The organism is Lentilactobacillus curieae (assembly GCF_000785105.2).
Classification (GTDB): Bacteria; Bacillota; Bacilli; order Lactobacillales; family Lactobacillaceae; genus Lentilactobacillus; species Lentilactobacillus curieae.
In genome coordinates this window covers 847,230-869,589 of the sequence record NZ_CP018906.1, presented here as the reverse complement: position 1 = coordinate 869,589, position 22,360 = coordinate 847,230, and the positions used below count along the sequence as shown (strand labels likewise).

The following is a 22,360-nucleotide window of genomic DNA, read 5'->3' as shown; positions in this document are numbered from 1 at the left end:
GCTAAATGGACCACCGAGGGTTCCTCCGAAATTTTAGTACGGGGAAACGTTTCGACATACGTCAGTTGTCAGAGATATGATTGTATCTCATGAGGGCAGTATTTATCTTCCTATTTTTTGAAGTGAATGCTGAATTAAGGTGGCACCGCGGAATTTCCGTCCTTAACAATTTCTTTTTTGTGAGGGCGGATTTTTTGATAGGAGGAATTTATATGATTTATGAAAGACGATGGCAACTTCCGTTGAGTTGATAAACTACTAAATTTAACGGAGGAACCCATTATGAACATTGAAAACTTACTGAACCTAAAGCAGGATTACGCATTACTACCAATCACAATTGAATTTAAGGATACCAACTTTGACGCTCTTTCAATAATGAGAGAATTTCAGATTGCAGGTAAGCCGTCACTTATGATGACTGGTAAGCCTAAACAAAATGAAGATGGATATACATTTATTTGTGTGGATCCAGAGGCTAGTTATACATATCGAAATGGTAAGCTCACCATCGATAATTTTACAGGTGACTTAAAGACTACCGCCACTCCATTACATCCCTTCGTCGAGAATCTACTTGAGCAAAATCGCACACCAAGGTTAGCCGGACTGCCACCGTTTACTGGTGGAGTTGTTGGTTACTTTGGCTATGATTACTCGCGTTATGCCACCACAGCATCAATTACCCAGGTGACAGATCCTCATGAACTGGCCGATGCCGACTTAATGTTAGTTAAAACTGTGGTGGCGTATAACCATACTTCACAGCAGGTAACGATCATCAAGCTGGTCAATGCAAGTCGGGTTGAAGAATTGTTCGAAAAGACAACCGCTGAGCTTAATAAATTTAAGCAGAGAATTATGTCACCAACAACCCAAATACCAATCAAAGCTCCAGAATTGTCACCACTGAAGCTTCAATTTTCATTAGCTGAGTTTAGCAAAAAGGTAGCTGCCACTAAGCAGCACATTGTGGATGGCGATATCTTTCAATTGATTTTATCTAATCCACACATGGCAACAATTAAGGGTTCATTGTTAGGAAGTGCTCGAAGGTTCTTTAACCAAAATCCTTCACCATACCAATTTTATTTTCATCACGATGATTTTGAATCGGTTGGCGCATCCCCAGAAACCTTGATCACCAAACGTCAGGAAAGCCTATTTTCATATCCATTGGCTGGTACTAGACGCAGAGGAAAAACCGCTGCCGAGGATCAACAACTCGCTAAGGAACTTCAAACCAGTGAAAAAGAGCTTTCTGAACACAATATGCTGATCGATTTAGGGAGAAATGACCTTGGGCGTGTCAGCGAATTTGGCTCAGTTAATGTAATTTCTGCAAGAAATCTGCTTAAATTTTCGAGTGTGATGCACCTAGGTTCAGTAATTGAAAGCCAAGCTGCTAAAGATATCACTGCTATGGATATCGTTGACTCCGTGCTTCCTGCAGGTACGTTATCTGGAGCCCCAAAGGTTTCCGCAATGCAAATCATTGCCAAGCTAGAAAATAACAAACGGGGAATCTATGGCGGTGGGATTGGCTACCTTGGTTTTAACGGTGACCTTGATTTATGTATTGGAATCCGGCTTGCTTATCGGAAGGGTAATCATTTGATTATCCATTCTGGAGCAGGAATCGTTGCCGACAGTGTTGCTAAATATGAGTATCAAGAATTTAATAATAAAGCTCGGGGCGTGATTAATTCACTTTACCCAGTTTCAGAGGAGGAGAATGCACATGAATTTTCTAATTGATAATTACGACAGTTTTTCTTACAACCTCAGTCAACTGATTGGGACGCTAACTAACGGTAACGTTACGGTATTAAAGAACGATGACCCTCAGCTTGACCACCTTGAGGACCTTAATCCGGAGCGAATCATTCTTTCTCCTGGACCTGGGCGACCTGAAGATGCCGGTAAACTAATGGAAGTACTCGATAAGTTTATTGGCAAAACACCAATTCTGGGAGTCTGTTTAGGCCACCAAGCAATTGCTGAAGCCTATGGTGGTAAAGTAGTCCATGCCAATAAATTAATGCATGGAAAACCTTCAAACATTACCGTTTTGGAGCAAAACCAACTTTTTAATGATTGCCCCTCGTCCTTTACTGCAGCAAGATATCATTCACTGGTAGTTTCACATGGTCCCCTCCCAATTGATCTTAGTGTCAGTGCCGTTTCTGAGGATCGGGAAATTATGGCCATCGCTGATGAAGAACGCGCAGTTTATGGAATCCAATTCCACCCAGAATCAATTATGACTGACACATCCGTTGCCAACCAAATCGTCTCTAATTTTTTGGCAACTAGTCCAGTGACAGTACAAGCTTAATGGCTAATTTGTGCCGGATATATTAAAATAATGATAGTCTTTATTTTCGAAGGGAATAATTATGAAAACAGTCTATCTAGTCCGTCATGGTCAAACAATTCTTAACCGTTTTAGAAGAATGCAAGGGTGGGTCGACTCGCCATTAACTGAAGCTGGCGAAAGACAAGCATCAGCTACTGGTAAACTACTGAGTCAGGTTCACTTTGATTTAGCACTCAGTTCAGACATGATGCGGGCAATTCGAACCCGAGATCTAATCTTAGCGGAAAACACTGCCTCAACAGTGACTCCTATTATCGATAAAAACTTTCGAGAAGTTTACTTTGGTTCGTTTGAGGGAATCGACAGTGTATTAACCTGGAACCAAATTGGTGGCCCCCACGGAAGCTTCGATCAGGACGTGTTAATCAAAAAATATGATACATTTAAGGTCCGTGATTTCATGCATGATGCGGATCCATTTAAAGAAGCTGAAACTGGTGACGATTTAAAACACCGAATTCAATTAGCATTCTCTGATGTCCAAAAACAACTTAAAGATGGAGAAACAGCGTTGGTTGTTTCACATGGAACATTCATCAGAAACGTTGCTACGCTTTACTCAAAGCCAGGTGGGTTTGTTGAACAGCCCCAAAATGGAAGTATCGCTGTGTTAGATGTAACAGCTGAACCTGAGCTATTAAAGTACAACCAAACAGAAATCTAGAGCAAAAGACGTGAAACACTTACGAGTGTTTCACGTCTTTGTTATTTAAAAAACTTTTCTCAAACTGTCCCGCATACCTTAAATATTGTTTCCCAAAATTATCAATTAATCCATGAAACTCTTGAGCGTCCTGATAACTAAAACTCGCAGGTAACTTTACCTGGCGCCAAAGATCTTGGTAAGTTTTTGTCTTTCGATAACCAAGTTTACTGAATAGTCGGCGTGTATAACTGTCTGCAATGAATACCGGTTTATCAAAAATGTAAACTTGAAAAACATCCGCCGTTTCTTGGCCAATCCCGGGGATTTTTAACAGCTGCTGCCGAAGATTGTCCCCATAACGATCACGGATTTCATCATAGTCCCACCCCTCATTATTCAGCCATTCAAATGTGGCCAAAATTGCTCGCGATTTATTTTTATAAAACCCACTTGATTTGATTATCTCCATCAACTCTGATTGCGATAAACTAAGAATGTTTTTTGGTTCAAACGCTGTCTTTGCTTTAAGACTGACCAATCCCAACGCAGCATTATTCCAGTTGGTGTTTTGAACTAAAATGGCACCAATAATAATTTCTCGCTTAGAATCCGCCGGCCACCAGCCAGACGGGCCTAAATGTTGACTCAAAATTCGGTACAGTTTATCCAAATCAACCATATATTATTCAACCTTTCTAACAAAAAAGCTCTCACTCAACCACTGCCGTAGTTAATGTGAGAACCAATTTAATTAATAAGCTAAATTATTAACGTTATTACGCTTAGTCTTGTTTGTTTCCCAGAAGAATGTCTTGGCAACTCCAAGAACCTTTTTCTTAGGAATGAAACCCCAGTAACGACCATCGTTAGATACGCTACGGTGATCACCAAGGGCAAAATATTCACCCTTAGGAACCTTAACTGAGTTAGTATGTCTCGACCAACTCTTTGATAATGACTTCAAGTCCCAGTTACCTGTACCAGTAGTTCTTTGGTACTTATTAATAAAGTTTTGGTTGATTTTTTTGCCATTAACATAGATATTACCGTTACGACTTGAAACGGTGTCCCCAGGCATTCCAATCACCCGCTTAACATAATCGGTATTTGGCTTAGTAGCTTCTGGATCGACTCCATGAGCATCAAACACAATTACGCTGAGGTGTTTTACTTTAGCCTGACGCCAAACTATCATTCGTTCATTATTTACTAGGTTTGGTTCCATTGAAGGACCATCTACCCGAGCAAATGTTACAACAAATTGTCTCAATAGTAGTGCAACTAATACTCCAACTACAATTGGAATGATCCAACTCATGGCTTCAGCAAATTTCGAATTTGGCTTTTGTTCAGCTTTTGATTTCTTTGACATTGTTTAACTCCTTTAAATAAAAGTAGCCTAACTAAAAGGTAGGCTACAGCTGACACTTATTTTATCACATTATTAATATTGAGTTCATATCTTAAGCACTTCTTATTAATTTGCGCTAGGTAAGCCAACCCTGTATTATAGTAAATCGTGTTAGGAGAATGAAAATGAAATCAAATATTTCTGGAAAAAAACAAGCGTGGCTCGCGTTTATTTTAGGAACCGTCAGCGCAACGGGACCACTTTCGATGGACATGTACCTGCCAGCCTTACCGCAAATGGCGACTGATCTACACACCCAGGTATCTGTACTACAACTAAGCCTAAGCGCCTGTTTGATTGGACTTGCTCTGGGCCAACTAATTGTTGGACCACTGAGTGATAAATTTGGTAGAAAAAAACCATTAATCATTGGATTTGCCCTATTTGGAATTGTTTCACTAATGATTTCTATGACCAACTCAATTACGCTTTTGATTGGCCTTAGATTTATCCAAGGACTCGCTGGTTCATCCGGTCAGGTACTTTCAAGGGCAATCGCACGAGACCTATTCAGCGGCCCATTATTAACTAAATTTTACTCGATGCTTTCCGCAGTTAACGGAATTTTCCCAGTTTTATCACCGGTTATTGGGGGAATAATCATTCAGTACACCAGTTGGCAGGGAATATTTGTCGTTCTTGCTGTAATTGGACTGTTAGTTGTTTTGGCACTGTTCTGCGGAATCAAGGAAACCTTGCCAACTAACGAAAGGACTGACGGTGGATTCATTTCTACCATCGCCTCAATTGGAGCACTAGTTAAGAACGGTAGGTTCCTGAGACTAATCATTTCAGCTGGGCTAGTTACGGGCGGACTATTTGCTTACATTTCAGCTTCATCATTTGTATTTCAAGATTACTTCAATATGTCCGTACAAAACTTCAGCTTCTTATATGCACTAAACGGGATCGGGATTGCAATTGGTTCAATTATCCCAGGATTCCTAGCAAGTCGAGTTCCGGAAACGAAACAGACAAAAATTGTTTTAATGACCGCATTCATTAGTTCGTTATTGCTAGTTGGAAGTTGGTACACATTTAGATCATTACCAATCGTAATCGTATTGGTATTCTTGATTGTCACACAGTTTGGTGTACTCTTTACCCTCACAACTTCAATCGTTATGAACATTGGCTCCCGAAACGGCGGTAGTATTTCTGCACTATTTGGTTTAGCTCAAAATGGTACTGGTAGTCTGATGTCTCCAATTGTTGGTCTATTCGGAACTGCAACATACCTACCGATGGCAGTTGCTATTGCGATTTGTATGATATTAAGCTTTACATTATTTAGTACGTTAAATATGAAGCCACAAAGATAAAATATTTAAATGGTTAATGAACCTAATAAAAAGGCTACGATGTTTTTAACATCGTAGCCTTTTTTGTGTCTTCGTTGTGGGGGCGTTAAGACGAAATCAAAGATTTCTGTAACAGCTCTTCACAGTCTCTGTCACGACTGACCGCCGCTATTCGCAGCGCTCAGTTTGTGTCATCGTTGTGGGGGCGTTAAAACGAAATCAAAGATTTCTGTAACGCTCCCTATTCATTTAATCATTTATGCACCTTGAGCATCAATCTTCGCAATCTTTCCCTGTTGAATGTATACACTCAAAATTGCAATATCAGATGGGTTAACCCCACTAATTCTTGATGCTTGGGCAATTGTTTGTGGCTGGATCTTAGCCAACTTTTGGCGGGCCTCAGTGGCAATTCCATCAATCGCAGCGTAATCAATTCGATCTGGAATATGCTTTTCTTCCATCCGCTTCATCTTATCGACGTTAGCTTCAGCTTTAGCAATATAACCAGCATACTTAGTCCGAATTTCCACTTGCTCGACTACACGGTGATCAAGTGAAACCTCAGGAGCATCGATAAATTGCATCAAAGTTTTGTAATCAACATATGGTCGACGAAGGAACACAGCGGCAAGCACACCGTCTTGAAGTGGTTTATCACCATGCGCTTGAACAAATTCGTTCACCTTATCAGAAGGCTTAATCCGAATGCTATTCAGGCGATCAAGTTCACTTTCAACAGCAGATTTCTTAGCTAAGAAGTTTTCGTAACGATCTTCTGAAATTAGTCCAAGTTCATGGCCTTTTTCAGTTAGCCGCATATCAGCGTTATCATTTCTAAGCAACAAACGATATTCTGCACGACTAGTTAATAAACGATATGGTTCCTTAGTTCCCTTAGTTACCAAATCATCAATCATTACACCAATATAAGCTTCATTCCGCTTCAAAACGAATGGTTCTTTACCGAGTGCTCGGCGACCAGCGTTAATTCCGGCAATAATTCCTTGACCAGCAGCTTCTTCATATCCTGAAGTACCATTTGTTTGGCCAGCAGTGTACAAATTCTTAAGCAGCTTAGTTTCCAAAGTTGGCTTCAATTGGTAAGGCGCAACTACATCATATTCAATTGCGTAACCTGGACGCATCATTTGAGCATTTTCCAAACCTGCAATTGAGTGAACGATCTTTTGCTGAACTTCTTCAGGCATTGAAGTTGAGAGTCCTTGAACATACCATTCCTCTGTCTTACGACCTTCTGGCTCTAAGAATAGTTGGTGACGACTCTTATCCGCAAAGCGGACAATTTTATCCTCAATTGAAGGGCAGTAACGTGGACCGACACCTTCAATCACACCAGTAAACATAGGTGCTCGATCAAGATTTTCTTTGATAATTTCATGGGTTTTTTCATTGGTATAAGTTAGCCAACAAGATAGTTGGTTCTTCACATCAATGTATTCACTATCTGGAGTTTCGTAACTAAAGTGATTTGGTTGTTCATCTCCAGGTTGTTCCTCAGTTTTACCGTAATCAATAGTTGTTCCATCAACCCGTGGAGGGGTACCGGTCTTAAACCGTTCCAAATCAAAACCTAGTTTTTCTAAGTTAGCAGTTAACTTTTCGGCTGGTTGTGAATTATTAGGACCTGATGCGTACATCAATTCCCCGATGATAATCTTACCGCGAGCAGCGGTTCCAGCAGCAATTACAACAGCCTTAGCACTGTATTTAGCACCTGTATTGGTAATTACTCCTCGACATTCACCATCTTCAACAATCAAGTCATCAACAATCCCTTGACGGAGTGTCAAATTTGGTTCATTTTCAAGCGTATCCTTCATTTCAGCATGGTAAGCATGCTTATCAGCTTGAGCTCTTAAAGCTTGAACTGCTGGACCCTTACCAGTATTCAACATTCTCATTTGAACATAAGTCTTATCAATGTTGTGACCCATTTCGCCACCTAAAGCATCAACTTCACGAACCACGATTCCCTTTGCAGGGCCACCGATTGATGGATTACATGGCATGAACGCCACCATGTCCAAATTAATGGTCATTAACAATGTTCTGTTACCCATCCGAGCAGCAGCAAGTGCGGCCTCACAGCCAGCGTGGCCTGCTCCAACTACAATGACATCATAGTCTTCACCGCGATATGACTGTTTCACATCGCTAACACGTAAACTCTCCAATGTTTTTTCCTCCAAATGTTTCACATGAAACAACTATTTTCCTAGACAAAATTGCGTAAATAATTGGTCAATTAATTCATCTTGATAACTATCACCAGTAATTTCACCAAGTAGGTCCCAACAATGAGTCATGTCAATTTGAACTAAATCAACTGGCATCCCTTGGTCAAGGCCATTAATGACACTATTCAATGACTGGTTCGCTTGATTCAACAAGCCAATGTGGCGAGCATTAGTAACCATCACATTGTTTTGACTATTCTCAATTCCTTCTTCAAAGAACATTTTCGCAATTAATTCTTCAAGCTCTTGAAGCCCATTAGCTTCAATTGCTGACGTTGAAATCATATTTTTACCGCCAGTTAGTCGCTTAAGTTCTTCAAGGTCTAACTTAATTGGTAAATCTGTCTTATTTAAAACAACAATTCGTTGTTTACCAGAAGTTTTTTCAATTAGTTCCCGATCTTCACCAGTGAGCGGTTCACTTGCATTAATGACAAGTAGAACTAAGTCAGCACTATCGATAGCTTTTCTGGAGCGATCAACCCCGATTTTTTCAACCTTGTCTTCAGTATCTCGAATTCCAGCCGTATCAATTAGCTTCAATGGCACGCCACGAACGTTAACGTACTCTTCAAGAACATCCCTCGTCGTACCAGGAATATCCGTAACGATTGCCTTATCTTCGTGTAGTAAGTGGTTTAATAAACTTGATTTTCCAACATTTGGTCGTCCAATAATTGAGGTGGCTAAACCATCCCGGAGGATTTTTCCCTGCTTGGCAGTTTTCAATAATTGGTCAATTCTAGCGTGAACATCAACTGCTTTATCCCTGAGGAGACGGCTAGTCATCGTTTCTACATCGTCATATTCAGGGTAGTCAATATTAACCTCAACTTGCGCTAAAACATCCAAAATATCTTGGCGCAAATTACGGATTAAATGCGATAAATTACCGTCAAGTTGGCTGATTGCAGCTTTCATGGACTGGTCAGTTTTAGCTTCAATCAAATCCATGACGGCTTCTGACTGAGATAAATCAATTCGCCCATTTAGAAATGCCCGCTTAGTAAATTCACCAGGTTCTGCCATCCGTGCGCCGTTGCTTAAAACCAGTTGTAAAATCCGGTTAGTGGCAACGATTCCACCATGACAGTTAATTTCGATAATATCTTCCATCGTGTAAGTTCTCGGTGCCTTCATTACTGAAAGCATAACTTCGTCAACCTCTTCACCAGACTCAGGATCAATAATGTGTCCGTAATTGATAGTATTGCTGGCTACTTTTGAGATATCCTTACCGCGATATAACTTTTCAGCAACGTTTAGGGCTTCTTCACCACTAACTCTGATGATAGAAATTCCCCCTTCTCCAGGTGGAGTTGAAATTGCTGCGATTGTATCCAATTCAGTTGTTGTTAAAACCATAAATTATTACCTCCAAAATGCGAAAAAGCATTTTCAGAACAAAAAAAGTGCCTACACCACGCCCTAGGGACGTGGATAAAGCACTTTCACTACTTTACCTAGTTAAGATAAGAATGATTACCACTATAATATTTTATCGGGTATCATTTGTCAACGATATTTAGATTTTATTTGGGTGCAACCACGATTACCCGGTGGGGCTCGCGTCCCGTTGAATAAGTAATCACGTGATCATTATCAGCCAAAACATTATGGATTTCTTTACGTTCAAATGCAGGCATTGGGTTAAGATACACTGGCTTACCATTTGCAATTGCATTTCGCGCAGTTTTTTCAGCCAACTGAGCCAACGCTTCACTTCTTCTTGCACGGTAATTAGCAATATCCAAAACAACATTTAGGTTATTTGCCCCTAAACGGTTAACGTAAATTTGTGCCAATCCTTGCATAGCGTTAATTGTCCGACCATGGCGCCCAATTAATAGACTCTGCTTTTCTTCAGCAGTGTCAATATTTACGTATAGTGAATGATGATTTTTCAAGTCTGTGCTTAAAGTGTGCTCAAAGCCCATCGCATCAATCACATCATTAAGATACGTACTTAAATCAGTGACGATATCCTGGAGCTTTTCTTCATTTTGCTCCTCAGAATCTTCGTCTTCAGTTGGAGCCTGGTCAAATCCAGCAACAGTAAACGTTTGGTTTACAATTTTCACGGAAGCTTGATTATTCTCCTCAGTCTTTGGTTCTTCTTTTTTAGTAATTTCAACTTGTGCTAATTTTCTACCAATACCAAAAAAACCGTTTCTAGGTTGTACCTTAACGGCAACGCTGGCTTGGTCTCGGGTCAATGAAAGGTCTTTTAGACCGTTTGCGATTGCTTCTTCAATTGTTTTTCCTGAATAAGTAGTCATTACAAACCTCTTCTAATAAATTTAACTGAAATATGATAGCACACTTTTACTATCAAATAAATGGATTTCGTAGATATGACGTGCATCTTATTATGTTCGCAACCTTTTTGTAATTAAATAACAGTTATGAAACATTCAATTAGTTGCATTTTCAGTCCATTTATCTGAAGATTTAAGGTAAGATTTCAATATCAGAGGGGATTGAAATGTCAAATTCGGGGCAATATGATGCTGGTAGAAACGTTCTGCTTGATTGGAACAAAAGAATCAAGAAACTCTACCAAGCTCAAAAAATAACTTATATTAATTTATTCACTTATTCAGCAATCATGACTGCTGAATTAATTATCGGGTATATGACTCACCTAACCGTGTTAATCGCTGATGGTTTAAACAACTTAACAGGAGTTTGTGGTGCTTTGATTCTAATTTTTGGGTTACATATGGCAGTTAAGCCGCCTGACAAATCACACGTTCTGGGTCATTGGCAGTTTGAAAATGTGGCCGCACTTCTCTCAGCAGCAATCATGTTCGCAGTAAGTATCCAAATTTTTATTTCTGGTTTTGAATCACTACAAAGGTACTTTGCGGGTGAAACAATCAACCCCAACCTGTGGTCTTTAGGAATTAGTTTGATTTCTGGGGTCCTAATTACCGGATTAGCATTAATTAACTCACATCAGGGATTTAAGTTGAACAACACCGCCCTAACTGCTTCAGGAAAAGATCTCCAAAGTGACGCTATCACGAGTTTTGGTACATTCCTGTCGATTTGCGGGGCGTACCTCGGCTTAAAATGGCTTGATGGGATTGCAACCCTCATAGTCGGTGGATTCATCTTACACGCCAGTATAACGATTTTTAGGACCACCATTATGAAACTAACTGAAGGTTTTGATCCTCAAGTCATTGATAAATATAGTGAAACGGTAAGCAACGTCGATGGCGTTCTTGGTGTCCAAAGCATTGAGCCTAGATATCTCGGTGATCAAGTTGTCATTCAAGTAGGAATTTATCTTGCTGACCATACTGATTTAAATACATCGTATGTAATTGGTGAGCGAGTTGAAAATGCGTTAATGGAAACTTACGATATTTTAGATGCCGATGTTAAAGCATATCCACTAAGTCTGAAGAAGAAGCAGGATGTGGCAGATTAAAATAAATATTATATTAAACAAAAACCCGCATGTCATTTCAACAATGACATGCGGGTTTTATTTATCCAAGCGGCATAACTACTTACGCTTACTCTTCTTAGCCTTTTTCATAGCTCTTTGAATTGCGCGTTTCCGCTCTTTTTCTTCATTTTCCTTGGCTTCTCGCTCCCGGCGAATCTTCCAAGGATTTTGAATTACTAATGTTTGTCCAACTTGGAATGCGTTAGTTACCACCCAGTACAGTGACAAAGCTGAAGGTAAGTTAATGGCAGTAATCAAAATTACTACTGGCATTCCGACTGTCATCATTGTAGTCATTGAGTTTGACTCTGGTTGACCCTTCATGGCTAACCATGAACTCAAGAACGTAAAGATTGCGGCTAGAATTGGCAAAATGAAGTATGGATCTTTATGACCTAATTGCAACCACATAAATGATCCACTACGAAGAATTTCAGTTCTCCAAATTGCTTGATACAACGCAAAAATAATTGGCATTTGTACAACAAGTGGGAGACATCCAGCAACTGGGTTAACGCCAGCTTCTGAATATAACTTCTTTTGCTCTGCTTGTAGTTTTTGCATTGTCTCAGCATCACGAGAAGAATACTTTTGTTGGAGTGCCTTAAGCTGTGGCTGAATCTCCTGAGTTTTTCTCATGCTTCGAGTTTGGTAAATCATCAATGGCAAAATGATAATTCTTACAATGATAGTAAATACGATGATACCAATTCCATAATTATCACTGAAGAATTTTGATAACCAAATGATTGCTCGTGAGAAGTTAAGGACAACTAAGCCGTCCCACAATCCCTTGCTATGACTGGTGATTGGTGCGTTGCTACAAGCCGTCAAAATCAACGTCATACTCAGTAAGGCCAGTAGCGTTACTACCTTCTTAACTTTCTTTTTCAACGTTATTCCTCGCTATCGTAATCTTGATCTAAAAGATTTGCTAACTTCAAAACGTGAATTAAACCTGATTTAACGTCCTTCATCGCCATCTGATCAGTTGATGGTCTGGCAATAACAATGAAATCAACATCTTGTCTCAAATCAGGTTTTAACTCAAAGATTGATTGGCGGATTCTGCGTTTTACCCAATTCCGATGAACTGCGTTACCAATCTTTTTACCAACGGAAATTCCCACTCGAAAATGTAATTGCCCTGGTTTATCTAATGAGTACACGACAAATTGTCGGTTAGCGACAGAGTTATGGGTCTCAAAGACTTCTTGAAAGTCAGCCTCTTTTTTGACCCGATATGATTTTCGCATAGTGCATCTCCAATAAGCTTAAAAATGAAAAAAGACCACTGAATGGTCAGTGGTCTATGCAGTCAATGATTTTCTACCTTTTTGACGTCGGCGTGCTAACACTTTACGACCATTGCTGGTACTCATACGTTTACGGAAACCATGAACGCGAGCGCGGTGACGCTTCTTTGGTTGGTATGTTCTCTTCATAAGAAGGAATCCTCCTTTACTAGAAAGTTGCAATTAAGCATTTAATATATAAGTTTCAAATGCATTTCCCAAATATAGTAACACAGTTCCAAAATTATTGAAATAGTTAATTGAGTGTCAAAAAAATTTTTTAAAATGTTTCATGAGCATAAACATGTGGATAACTCTATGTGGAGAAAAAGTCCCTCCACAAGTTTTGTACAAAGTTATCCACAAATACACACAGTGTGATATCCACATTCCACAGGCTGTGGAAAACTAAAAATAATTCTCTGTAACCCTAGCACGACACCAACTTTTTGTCCACAGGCAGTTGTGGATTACCCGTAATCTCAAAAGTTATCCACACTTATCCACAGGGTGGCATTTTGAGTCATCAACTTATGTGAAACATTTATGCACAGGCACTTTTACCCTGTGGAAAACTTTTTTTGAGAATGCTAGAATAAATTTGCTTTCAAAAAAATCGAGTTGATTTTAAAAATATAAAAGGGGGAACAGCCGTGCCAGATAAAGAAGCTCTATGGTCCGAACTTAGCGAGAAGTTCAGAGCAAACACGCCAAAGCTTTCATTCGAAACCTGGATCGAACCTGTAAAACCAGTTAACTTTGATGGTTCGACACTCACGTTATCTTTACCATCTGAATTGCATCGTGATTATTGGGAAAAACAACTTGCACCAAACCTAATTGAGTACGCGTTTGTACTCACAAAGGGAAATATTGAACCAAAATTTGTGCTAGATTCCGATGTTAAAGCCAGCACGGATGATAAATCAGATATTCCTGAGGCCAAGAAAAAACCAGAAAGTTATGCATTTAGTAAGGAAGGACATTTAAACCCTCACTATACATTTGATACTTTCATCATTGGTAAGGGTAACCAAATGGCTCATGCAGCAGCGCTAATCGTTTCCGAAGAGCCCGGAAAGTTGTACAACCCATTATTCTTCTATGGTGGTGTTGGTTTAGGAAAAACGCATTTGATGCAAGCAATTGGTAACAAGTTAGTTGCTGACCGACCAGATGCTAAGGTTAAATACGTAACTAGTGAAGCTTTTACTAACGACTTCATCAACGCAATCCAAACCAATCAAACTGAAGAATTTCGTCAGGAGTATCGCAACGTTGATATTTTAATGGTTGATGATATTCAATTCTTCGCCGATAAAGAAGCAACTCAAGAAGAGTTCTTCCATACATTTAACGATCTATATAACGATGATAAACAAATCGTCCTAACTTCAGATCGGGTACCACAAGAAATCCCCAAGCTCCAAGACCGATTGGTATCGAGATTTGCATGGGGCCTCCCAGTCGACATTACCCCGCCAGATTTAGAAACTAGAATTGCAATCCTCCAAAACAAGGCTGAAATTGATAACCTAGAAATCCCTAGTGAAACCATCAATTACATAGCAAATCAGGTTGATTCAAACGTTCGTGAATTAGAGGGAGTCCTATCTAGAGTTCAAGCATATTCAAAATTGAAGGGCGAACCAATTACCACAGATTTAGCTTATGAAGCGCTTAAAGGATTAAAATTAGAAACAAAAAGTCACCAACTTAGTATCGTAGATATTCAAAGTAAAGTTGCAGATTACTTCCACGTTTCAGTTAACGATTTGAAGGGCAAGAAACGATTAGCATCAATCGTAATGCCAAGACAAATCGCAATGTACTTGGCAAGAGAACTTACTAACAACTCACTTCCAAAAATTGGTAAGGAATTTGGTGGTAAGGATCACACAACCGTCATTCATGCTTATGAAAAAATTGCCGAGAAGATAAAAATCGATACCGATTTGAGAAAAGAAATTACCGATCTCAAAAAGGGACTTGGATAAAATGGTATAATCGTCTGTGGATAAGCTTCAGAGTTCACTTAAAATTATGCACAGAGTTATCCACAGTCTCTTTTTAGTTGTCATCTGTGCTTTTCGATAGTTATCCACAAATCCACAGGTCCTACTGTTTCTGCTATTTTTTTATTAATTAAATATATAAAACAACACTCCGGGAGGTTCAAAGAAATAATGAAATTCACAATCAGCAAGTCCGCTTTCATTAAGGGACTTAACACAGTATCAAGAGCCATCTCAACTAAAACAACAATTCCAATTCTTACTGGATTGAAGATTGTTGCTACAAATCAAAGCTTGATACTAACAGGAAGCGATGCAGATATTTCCATTGAAACAACTATTAAGACATCAGATCCTGACAACTTATTAGCAGTTGAATCCGAAGGAGCAATCGTTCTACCTGCACGTTTCTTTACTGAAATCGTTAAGAAACTACCAGAAGACACTTTAACCATCGAAGTTACTGATAACTTCCAAACCGTTATAACATCTGGATCAGCTTCATTTACCATTAATGGCTTAGATGCAAACAACTATCCTCATTTACCAGAAATCGATTCAAGTAACTCACTACCAGTTGCTGGAGATGTGTTAAAGCAAATCATTAGTGAAACAGTTGTTGCTGTTTCTAACCAAGAAAGTCGGCCAATATTAACTGGGGTTCATTTCACGATGGATCAAGATAACATTCTGGCAGTTGCTACTGATAGTCATAGACTTAGTCAACGGAAAGTTGCCTTGAAACAACCATTCGAAAATAGCTACGACTTTGTGTTACCTGGAAAGAGCTTAGCTGAACTTTCAAAGATGATCGATGACTCAAAAGATGACATTCTATTGTCGGTCACTGAAAACCAAGCACTATTTGTCGTTGGTGATACTTTGTTCTACTCAAGATTATTAGAGGGAAACTATCCTGACACTTCTCGTTTAATTCCAGATTCATTTGATACCCGCGTATCATTTGATGCATCAGCACTACTTTCAACTGTTGAACGTGCATCTTTACTTTCACATGAGTCACGGAATAATGTAATTAAAATGATTATCGAACCTGATGAAAAGAAAGTTACGATTTACGGTAACTCCCCAGACGTTGGTGTGGTTCAAGAAAATATTGATCCAATTTCATTGGAAGGTAATCAGTTGGAAATTTCATTTAACCCTGATTACATGAAGGATGCTTTGCGTTCACTTAGCCAAACATCAATTAATGTGGACTTTACATCTGCATTAAGACCATTTACTTTGATGCCAACTGAAGACGGTGAAAGCTTTATTCAATTGATTACACCAATTCGGACATTTTAGTTCACAAATTAGTTAACTTTAATCATCTCTCGTTAAGAGAGGTGATTTTTTTTGACCTTAATTAAAAAAATGGGGGGATTTTCTTTAAAATTCGGTGTACGCGGTTTTATGGAATTTTATTTAAATTTGGGCAAATAAGTCGAAATACAAAAAAACGGCTTACAGTGGCTTATATTGCATTGTGAGATGTACTTTTATCATAACTAAGCGTATAATAGTACTTGTCAAAGGTGGGTGAAATTGTGAAAAAAGAGATTTTGATTGATGGAGAATACATCACTTTAGGTCAACTGTTAAAAGAGGAATCGATCATTTCAAGTGGTGGTCAAGCTAAATGGTTTTTGCGCGAAACGGCAGTCGATGTCAATGGGGAACCGGAAAATCGGCGAGGTAAGAAATTACGCGACGGCGATAATGTTTCCGTTCCAGATGTTGGCTTATTTTTTATTCGCTCAAAGCAGGAAAGTGAATGAAGTTAAAAAAAATTAGCCTTCATAATTTTCGTAATTATGAAGACCAGGAACTAGACTTTTCTGACGGAATCAATGTTTTGCTGGGAGAAAACGCCCAGGGAAAGACCAATTTGTTAGAGGCAATCTATGTACTGGCATTAGCCCGTAGCCATAGAACTTCAAATGATAAGGAATTGATCAGTTGGGATAGTCAAAATGCCCAAATTAAAGGCTTGGTGGAGAAACAATATTCAAGCCTACCAATCGAATTGGACTTAGGACCCAAAGGTAAAAAGGCTAAGTTAAATCACTTAGAGCAGGCAAAGTTATCTAGTTATATTGGTCAGCTCAACGTTATTTTATTTGCCCCAGAAGACCTCTCAATTGTGAAAGGTTCGCCTCAGGGACGTCGTAAGTTTATGGACATGGAATTTGGCCAGATGAGCAATCATTATTTGTACAACTTGACTCAGTACCGAAAGATATTAAAACAACGTAATAGGTATTTGAAAGATTTAAAGTTTCGGCGCCGCAGCGATAAAGTTTATTTAGATGTTTTATCTGATCAACTTGCTGCTTATGGGGCTGAGATTATTTTTGAACGGATTTCACTTTTAAATCAGTTACAAACCTTTGCACAACGGATTCACACGGAAATCACCCAAGGGAAAGAGAAGTTGATTTTTAGATACAAAACTGCCGCTTCTAAAGGTGAAATGGATAGTGTTGATTCCATCTACAATAATCTTTTGACACAATTTTCAACCATCAAGGAAAAAGAAATAATGCAAGCATCTACAATTATTGGTCCTCACCGCGATGATATCGTCTTTGTCGTTAATGATAAGGAAGTTCAGTCATTTGGTTCACAGGGTCAACAAAGAACCACAGCCTTGTCACTGAAACTCGCAGAGATTGACTTGATGAAACAACAAACTGGAGAATATCCAGTTCTGTTACTTGATGATGTGCTGTCTGAACTCGATGATTACCGCCAGACTCATTTACTAACGGCAATCCAAGATCGGGTCCAGACGTTTCTTACCACAACGAGTTTAAGTGGGGTTCAACAGGAGTTGCTTACAAATCCTCAGGTGTTTCACATTGCCGCTGGAAAAGTAACTAAGGATTAAGATCAGGAGGATCGTAAATGGCAGACGAAAAGGAAACAAAAAAAGAGTTAGCCCATGAATATGATGCCAGTCAAATTCAAGTTCTTGAAGGACTTGAAGCTGTTCGTAAGCGTCCAGGGATGTATATCGGAACTACTACTTCTCAAGGCCTTCACCATTTGGTTTGGGAAATCGTGGATAACGGTATTGATGAAGCCCTCGCAGGTTTTGCAACTAAAATAACTGTAACTGTTGAAAAAGACAACAGTATCACCGTTACAGATGATGGTCGTGGTATTCCTGTTGATATTCAAAAGAAGACTGGAAAACCAGCCCTAGAAACTGTTTATACTATTTTGCATGCTGGTGGTAAGTTTGGCGGCGGCGGATATAAAGTATCTGGTGGTCTTCATGGTGTTGGTGCGTCTGTTGTTAACGCCCTTTCAGAGGAATTAGATGTTGCCGTTACCCGTGATGGTAAGGTTTACTACATGGACTTTGAACGTGGCCGAGTTAAAACTTCAATGAAAGTAATCGATGAAGTTTCTGACGACTTGCACGGAACCAAGGTTCACTTCGTTCCAGATCCAGATATCTTTAGAGAAACAACCACTTATGATATTAAAATTCTAACAACTAGACTTCGAGAGCTTGCATTCTTGAACAAAGGTTTGAGAATCGTAGTTCGTGATCTTCGTCCTGAAAAACCAACTGAAGAAGACTTCTTATATGAAGGTGGAATCAAGCACTACGTTGAGTATCTCGATAAAAATAAGACAGTTCTGTTTGACGAACCAATCTACGTTGAAGGTGTAGAAAACGGAATTACAGTCGAAGTTGCGATTCAATATACTGATGATTACCACAGTAACTTAATGACGTTTACTAACAACATTCATACCTATGAAGGTGGGACTCACGAAGAAGGTTTCAAACGTGCTTTAACCAGAGTAATCAATGATTATGCTCGCAAAAATAATCTGCTTAAAGACAACGATGATAACCTTTCTGGTGAAGATGTTCGTGAAGGAACAACTGCCGTTGTAAGTATCAAACATCCGGATCCACAATTTGAAGGTCAGACTAAGACTAAGTTAGGTAACTCTGATGCCAGAACTGCTACTGACCGAATCTTTAGTGACCACTTCTCAAAAGTGCTGATGGAAAATCCTAGCGTTGCAAGAAAAATTGTTGATCGAGGGATTTTAGCTTCTAAAGCTAGAAGTGCGGCTAAGCGTGCCAGAGAAGTTACTCGGAAAAAGAGTGGTCTGGAAATCAGTAACTTACCAGGTAAGTTGGCTGATAACACATCAAAAGATCCCGAAATTTCAGAATTATTTATCGTCGAGGGTGATTCTGCCGGTGGTTCAGCTAAGCAGGGGCGTTCGCGACTAACTCAAGCAATCTTGCCAATTCGGGGAAAGATTTTGAATGTTGAAAAAGCAACTATGGATAAAATTCTGGCGAATGAAGAAATTCGTTCACTGTTTACAGCCATGGGAACAGGATTTGGTGAAGATTTTGATTTAGCAAAAATTCATTATCATAAGCTAATTATCATGACTGATGCCGATGTCGATGGTGCTCATATTCAAACATTGTTGCTAACTTTGATTTACAGGTACATGCGGCCATTGGTTGATGCAGGATTTGTTTACATTGCGCAACCACCTTTGTATCAAGTGCGTCAAGGTAAGATGCAACAATATATTGATAGTGACGAAGAGTTGACTGATTTTCTTGGTCAATTACAACCATCACCTAAACCAGTTATTCAACGGTATAAGGGTCTTGGTGAAATGGATGCGGAACAATTATGGGAAACAACCATGAATCCAGAAAATCGTAGATTATTGAGAGTTGAATCTCAAGATGCTGCCGAAGCAAATGATGTTTTCTCAATGTTAATGGGAGACAAAGTTGAACCTCGGCGCGAGTTCATTGAAGATAACGCTACATTTGTTGAAAACTTGGATATTTAGCTTTTGTTTCACATGAAACATTGATCTTTTGTTACCCGAAATGGAGGTTTGAGGGTTGGCTAATGAAGATAATAAGTACAATGATGGTCGAGTAACCAATGTCGACTTAGTTAAAAAAATGCGGACATCTTTCTTGGACTACGCCATGAGTGTTATTGTGGCTCGTGCTTTGCCTGATGTTCGTGATGGTTTGAAGCCTGTTCATCGTCGTATCTTATACGATATGCATGAATTGGGTGTTACACCTGATAAGCCATTTAAGAAATCTGCCAGAATCGTTGGTGATGTTTTAGGTAAGTATCACCCCCATGGTGATTCTGCCGTATACGAATCAATGGTTAGAATGGCACAGGACTTTAGTTATCGTTACATGTTAGTTGACGGTCACGGAAACTTTGGTTCTGTCGATGGTGATGGTGCTGCGGCCATGCGTTATACCGAAGCACGTTTAAGTAAAATTGCTTTGGAAATGTTACGCGATATCAATAAAGATACAATTGACTTTGTTGATAACTATGATGGTACAGAACGTGAACCTAGCGTTTTGCCAGCACGTTTTCCTAACTTATTGGTTAACGGTGCTTCAGGGATTGCTGTCGGAATGGCAACCAACATTCCGCCTCACAATTTGGCTGAAGTAATTAGTGCTATTCATATTCTGATGAAAAATCCAGATGCTACCACAGCGGATTTGATGGAAGCAGTACCTGGACCTGACTTCCCAACCGGTGGTGTCGTAATGGGTAAGTCTGGAATTCGTAAGGCTTACGAAACTGGTAAGGGTACCATTACTTTACGAGCTAAAGTTGAAATTGAAGGTGATTCAGATAGCAAGCAAAAGATTGTTGCCACTGAATTACCATACATGGTTAATAAAGCTAAGTTGATTGAAAGAGTTGCCGAATTAGTTCGTGATAAACGAATTGAAGGAATTTCTGATATCAATGATGAATCTGACCGTGAAGGTTTACGGGTGGTTATTGATGTTAAGCGTGAGGCTAGTGCAGAAGTTATTCTGAATAATCTTTATAAACTAACGTTGATGCAAACATCATTTAGCTTTAACATGTTGGCAATTGTTGCCGGAACTCCAAGAATCCTTAGTTTGAAAGAAATTTTAACCTATTACTTGGAACATCAAGTTGAGGTTATTACTCGCAGAACTAAGTATGAATTAAATAAGGCCCAAGCAAGAGCTCACATTCTTGAAGGATTGAGAATTGCGTTGGACCATATTGATGCCATTATTAAGATTATTCGTGGTTCACAAACTGGCGAAATTGCTAAAAACCAATTGATCAGTGATTTTGGTCTTAGTGATAAGCAAGCTCAAGCAATCTTAGATATGCGACTGGTTAGATTAACTGGTTTGGAACGTGAAAAGATTGATAAAGAGTACGACGAACTCATGAAGAGCATTGAGGAGTTTAAGGCTATTCTTGGTAGTCGTGATAAAGTCAATGACATCATTTACCAAGAATTACTTGAAATTCAAAGCAAATTTGGTGATGAGCGCCGGACTGAATTGTTAGTTGGTGAGGTTCTTAGTCTTGAAGATGAAGACCTAATTGAAGAAGAGGACGTTATTGTTTCTCTTACTCACAATGGGTACATCAAGCGAATTCCAACGGATGAATTTAAATCACAAAATCGTGGTGGTCGTGGTGTTCAAGGAATGGGAGTTCATGATGATGACTTTGTGGAACATTTAGTTTCCACATCAACTCATGACGTACTACTATTCTTTACTGACGCTGGTAAGATTTACCGGATGAAGGGATACGAAATTCCAGAATACGGTCGGTCAGCTAAAGGAATTCCAATCATTAATTTGTTGAGTATTGAAAACGGCGAAAAGATTCAAGCTGTGATTAATATCTCAGACAGAAATAATGACACCGAAAAGGATCTATTCTTTGTTACGACCCAAGGAACTGTTAAACGAACTCCAGTTGCTGAATTTACAAATATTCGGAGCAACGGTCTTAAGGCAATTCACCTTAAGGACGGGGATGAAGTTAATAACGTATTGATTGTTGAAGAAAATCAAAACATTATTATCGGAACTCATCGTGGTTATGCTGTTAGTTTTAAAGCTGCCGATGTTCGTTCAATGGGACGTTCTGCAACCGGTGTTCGCGGAATAAGACTCCGTGAAGAAGACTATGTGGTTGGTTCAGATATCCTTGACCCAGAGAGTGAAGTATTTATAATCTCTGAGAAAGGTTATGGAAAGCGGACGCCTGCTGCTCAGTACCCAATTAAGGGTCGTGGTGGTAAAGGTATTAAGACTGCCAACATTACTGAAAAGAATGGACCACTTGCGGGACTAACTACTGTTAGTGGACAAGAAGATATTATGCTGATTACCAATAAGGGTGTTATGATCCGTTTTGATGTCAACGGCGTATCTGAAACTGGTCGGGCAACTCTCGGAGTTCATTTGATTAGAATGGACGATGATGCAAAGGTTGCTACCATGGCAAAAGTTGAAAAAGAAGAAGTTTCTGAAGATGATGAAGCCGATGAAAATGGCAACCAAGCAAATGACGAAAATAATTCTGAAGAATAATTTAAAAAGATGACGGTAATCGTCATCTTTTTTCGTATATAATTGGTGTATCGTGATCAACATTTTAGGCATATTGATATTTTTTTGAATGCATGTTATAGTTTTAAACTGTGAGTATCTGATAATACAGAAACTCTCCTTGCTCTTAATAAGAAGAGCCAT

Annotated in this window: 19 protein-coding genes and 1 other annotated feature (1 of these 20 running past the window's edge); of the genes, 11 read left to right on the top strand and 8 right to left on the bottom strand. The window is 39.2% G+C overall.

The genetic code is table 11. From position 1 onward, the window contains the following. Nucleotides 1-167, top strand: a binding site (T-box leader) (it extends 81 nt beyond the left edge of the window). A gap of 115 nt (nucleotides 168-282) precedes the next feature. The 3 genes from PL11_RS04175 (at nucleotide 283) to PL11_RS04165 (ending at nucleotide 3,044) form a co-directional block, all read left to right on the top strand. After that, a complete protein-coding gene (locus PL11_RS04175; protein WP_035166563.1) occupies nucleotides 283-1,758 on the top strand; it encodes an anthranilate synthase component I family protein in 1,476 nt (491 codons plus the stop codon). Beyond that, nucleotides 1,742-2,338, top strand: a complete 597-nt coding sequence (locus tag PL11_RS04170) for an anthranilate synthase component II (protein ID WP_035166562.1) — start codon at nucleotides 1,742-1,744, stop codon at nucleotides 2,336-2,338. Before PL11_RS04175 ends, PL11_RS04170 begins: the two co-directional genes overlap by 17 nt. Before the next feature lie 61 nt (nucleotides 2,339-2,399). Beyond that, nucleotides 2,400-3,044 (top strand): histidine phosphatase family protein, encoded by a 645-nt coding sequence (locus tag PL11_RS04165; RefSeq protein WP_078256912.1) that lies wholly within the window; start codon nucleotides 2,400-2,402, stop codon nucleotides 3,042-3,044. 19 nt (nucleotides 3,045-3,063) lie between these two features. On the opposite strand, the gene PL11_RS04160 is transcribed toward PL11_RS04165, so the two are convergent. Together PL11_RS04160 and lepB are read right to left on the bottom strand one after the other, a co-directional pair. Next, nucleotides 3,064-3,675, bottom strand: coding sequence for an endonuclease III domain-containing protein (locus PL11_RS04160; protein WP_335621933.1), 612 nt, complete (start codon nucleotides 3,673-3,675; stop codon nucleotides 3,064-3,066). Between the two features lie 102 nt (nucleotides 3,676-3,777). Then, nucleotides 3,778-4,398 carry a signal peptidase I gene (gene lepB / locus PL11_RS04155; RefSeq protein WP_052127742.1) on the bottom strand — a complete coding sequence of 207 codons (621 nt, stop codon included), beginning with the start codon at nucleotides 4,396-4,398 and terminating at the stop codon, nucleotides 3,778-3,780. 164 nt (nucleotides 4,399-4,562) lie between these two features. On the opposite strand from lepB, the gene PL11_RS04150 reads away from it, so the two are divergent. Beyond that, nucleotides 4,563-5,759 (top strand): multidrug effflux MFS transporter, encoded by a 1,197-nt coding sequence (locus tag PL11_RS04150; RefSeq protein WP_035166559.1) that lies wholly within the window; start codon nucleotides 4,563-4,565, stop codon nucleotides 5,757-5,759. Nucleotides 5,760-5,995: 236 nt separating this feature from the next. Here the strand turns inward: PL11_RS04150 and mnmG are convergent, their stop codons facing one another. From mnmG to jag, 3 genes are all read right to left on the bottom strand, one after another. Further along, nucleotides 5,996-7,936 (bottom strand): tRNA uridine-5-carboxymethylaminomethyl(34) synthesis enzyme MnmG, encoded by a 1,941-nt coding sequence (mnmG, locus tag PL11_RS04145; RefSeq protein ID WP_035166558.1) that lies wholly within the window; start codon nucleotides 7,934-7,936, stop codon nucleotides 5,996-5,998. Nucleotides 7,937-7,969: 33 nt separating this feature from the next. After that, nucleotides 7,970-9,364 (bottom strand): tRNA uridine-5-carboxymethylaminomethyl(34) synthesis GTPase MnmE, encoded by a 1,395-nt coding sequence (gene mnmE, locus PL11_RS04140; protein WP_035166557.1) that lies wholly within the window; start codon nucleotides 9,362-9,364, stop codon nucleotides 7,970-7,972. A 167-nt stretch (nucleotides 9,365-9,531) separates the two neighbouring features. Continuing rightward, on the bottom strand, nucleotides 9,532-10,278 hold the full coding sequence (gene jag, locus PL11_RS04135; RefSeq protein ID WP_035166556.1) for an RNA-binding cell elongation regulator Jag/EloR: 747 nt from the start codon (nucleotides 10,276-10,278) through the stop codon (nucleotides 9,532-9,534). Between the two features lie 206 nt (nucleotides 10,279-10,484). Here jag and PL11_RS04130 point away from each other — a divergent pair, with 206 nt between their 5' ends. Beyond that, complete coding sequence (locus PL11_RS04130) at nucleotides 10,485-11,438, top strand: cation diffusion facilitator family transporter (protein ID WP_035166554.1); 954 nt, start codon at nucleotides 10,485-10,487, stop codon at nucleotides 11,436-11,438. Between the two features lie 78 nt (nucleotides 11,439-11,516). Here PL11_RS04130 and yidC read toward each other — a convergent pair whose 3' ends face one another. From yidC to rpmH, 3 genes are read right to left on the bottom strand one after another with little or no spacing between them, the layout of a single operon-like run. Further along, nucleotides 11,517-12,353, bottom strand: a complete 837-nt coding sequence (yidC, locus tag PL11_RS04125) for a membrane protein insertase YidC (protein ID WP_035166552.1) — start codon at nucleotides 12,351-12,353, stop codon at nucleotides 11,517-11,519. Between the two features lie 2 nt (nucleotides 12,354-12,355). Then, complete coding sequence (gene rnpA, locus PL11_RS04120; protein WP_035166550.1) at nucleotides 12,356-12,715, bottom strand: ribonuclease P protein component; 360 nt, start codon at nucleotides 12,713-12,715, stop codon at nucleotides 12,356-12,358. Between the two features lie 54 nt (nucleotides 12,716-12,769). Further along, on the bottom strand, nucleotides 12,770-12,904 hold the full coding sequence (rpmH, locus tag PL11_RS04115) for a 50S ribosomal protein L34 (RefSeq protein ID WP_035166548.1): 135 nt from the start codon (nucleotides 12,902-12,904) through the stop codon (nucleotides 12,770-12,772). Between the two features lie 503 nt (nucleotides 12,905-13,407). On the opposite strand from rpmH, the gene dnaA reads away from it, so the two are divergent. The 6 genes from dnaA (at nucleotide 13,408) to gyrA (ending at nucleotide 22,198) form a co-directional block, all read left to right on the top strand. Further along, nucleotides 13,408-14,751, top strand: coding sequence for a chromosomal replication initiator protein DnaA (gene dnaA / locus PL11_RS04110; RefSeq protein ID WP_035166546.1), 1,344 nt, complete (start codon nucleotides 13,408-13,410; stop codon nucleotides 14,749-14,751). Between the two features lie 189 nt (nucleotides 14,752-14,940). Next, the gene (gene dnaN / locus PL11_RS04105; protein ID WP_035166545.1) at nucleotides 14,941-16,080 is read left to right on the top strand and encodes a DNA polymerase III subunit beta; all 1,140 of its coding nucleotides are present in this window, start codon (nucleotides 14,941-14,943) and stop codon (nucleotides 16,078-16,080) included. A gap of 242 nt (nucleotides 16,081-16,322) precedes the next feature. After that, nucleotides 16,323-16,553 carry a S4 domain-containing protein YaaA gene (yaaA, locus tag PL11_RS04100; protein ID WP_191982088.1) on the top strand — a complete coding sequence of 77 codons (231 nt, stop codon included), beginning with the start codon at nucleotides 16,323-16,325 and terminating at the stop codon, nucleotides 16,551-16,553. Continuing rightward, a complete protein-coding gene (gene recF, locus PL11_RS04095) occupies nucleotides 16,550-17,665 on the top strand; it encodes a DNA replication/repair protein RecF (protein ID WP_035166544.1) in 1,116 nt (371 codons plus the stop codon). Before yaaA ends, recF begins: the two co-directional genes overlap by 4 nt. A gap of 17 nt (nucleotides 17,666-17,682) precedes the next feature. Further along, entirely contained in the window at nucleotides 17,683-19,626 is a 1,944-nt protein-coding gene (gene gyrB, locus PL11_RS04090) for a DNA topoisomerase (ATP-hydrolyzing) subunit B (protein ID WP_035166542.1), read from the top strand. A 118-nt stretch (nucleotides 19,627-19,744) separates the two neighbouring features. Further along, nucleotides 19,745-22,198, top strand: coding sequence for a DNA gyrase subunit A (gene gyrA, locus PL11_RS04085; protein WP_237047534.1), 2,454 nt, complete (start codon nucleotides 19,745-19,747; stop codon nucleotides 22,196-22,198). The last annotated feature ends 162 nt before the right edge of the window (nucleotides 22,199-22,360 follow it).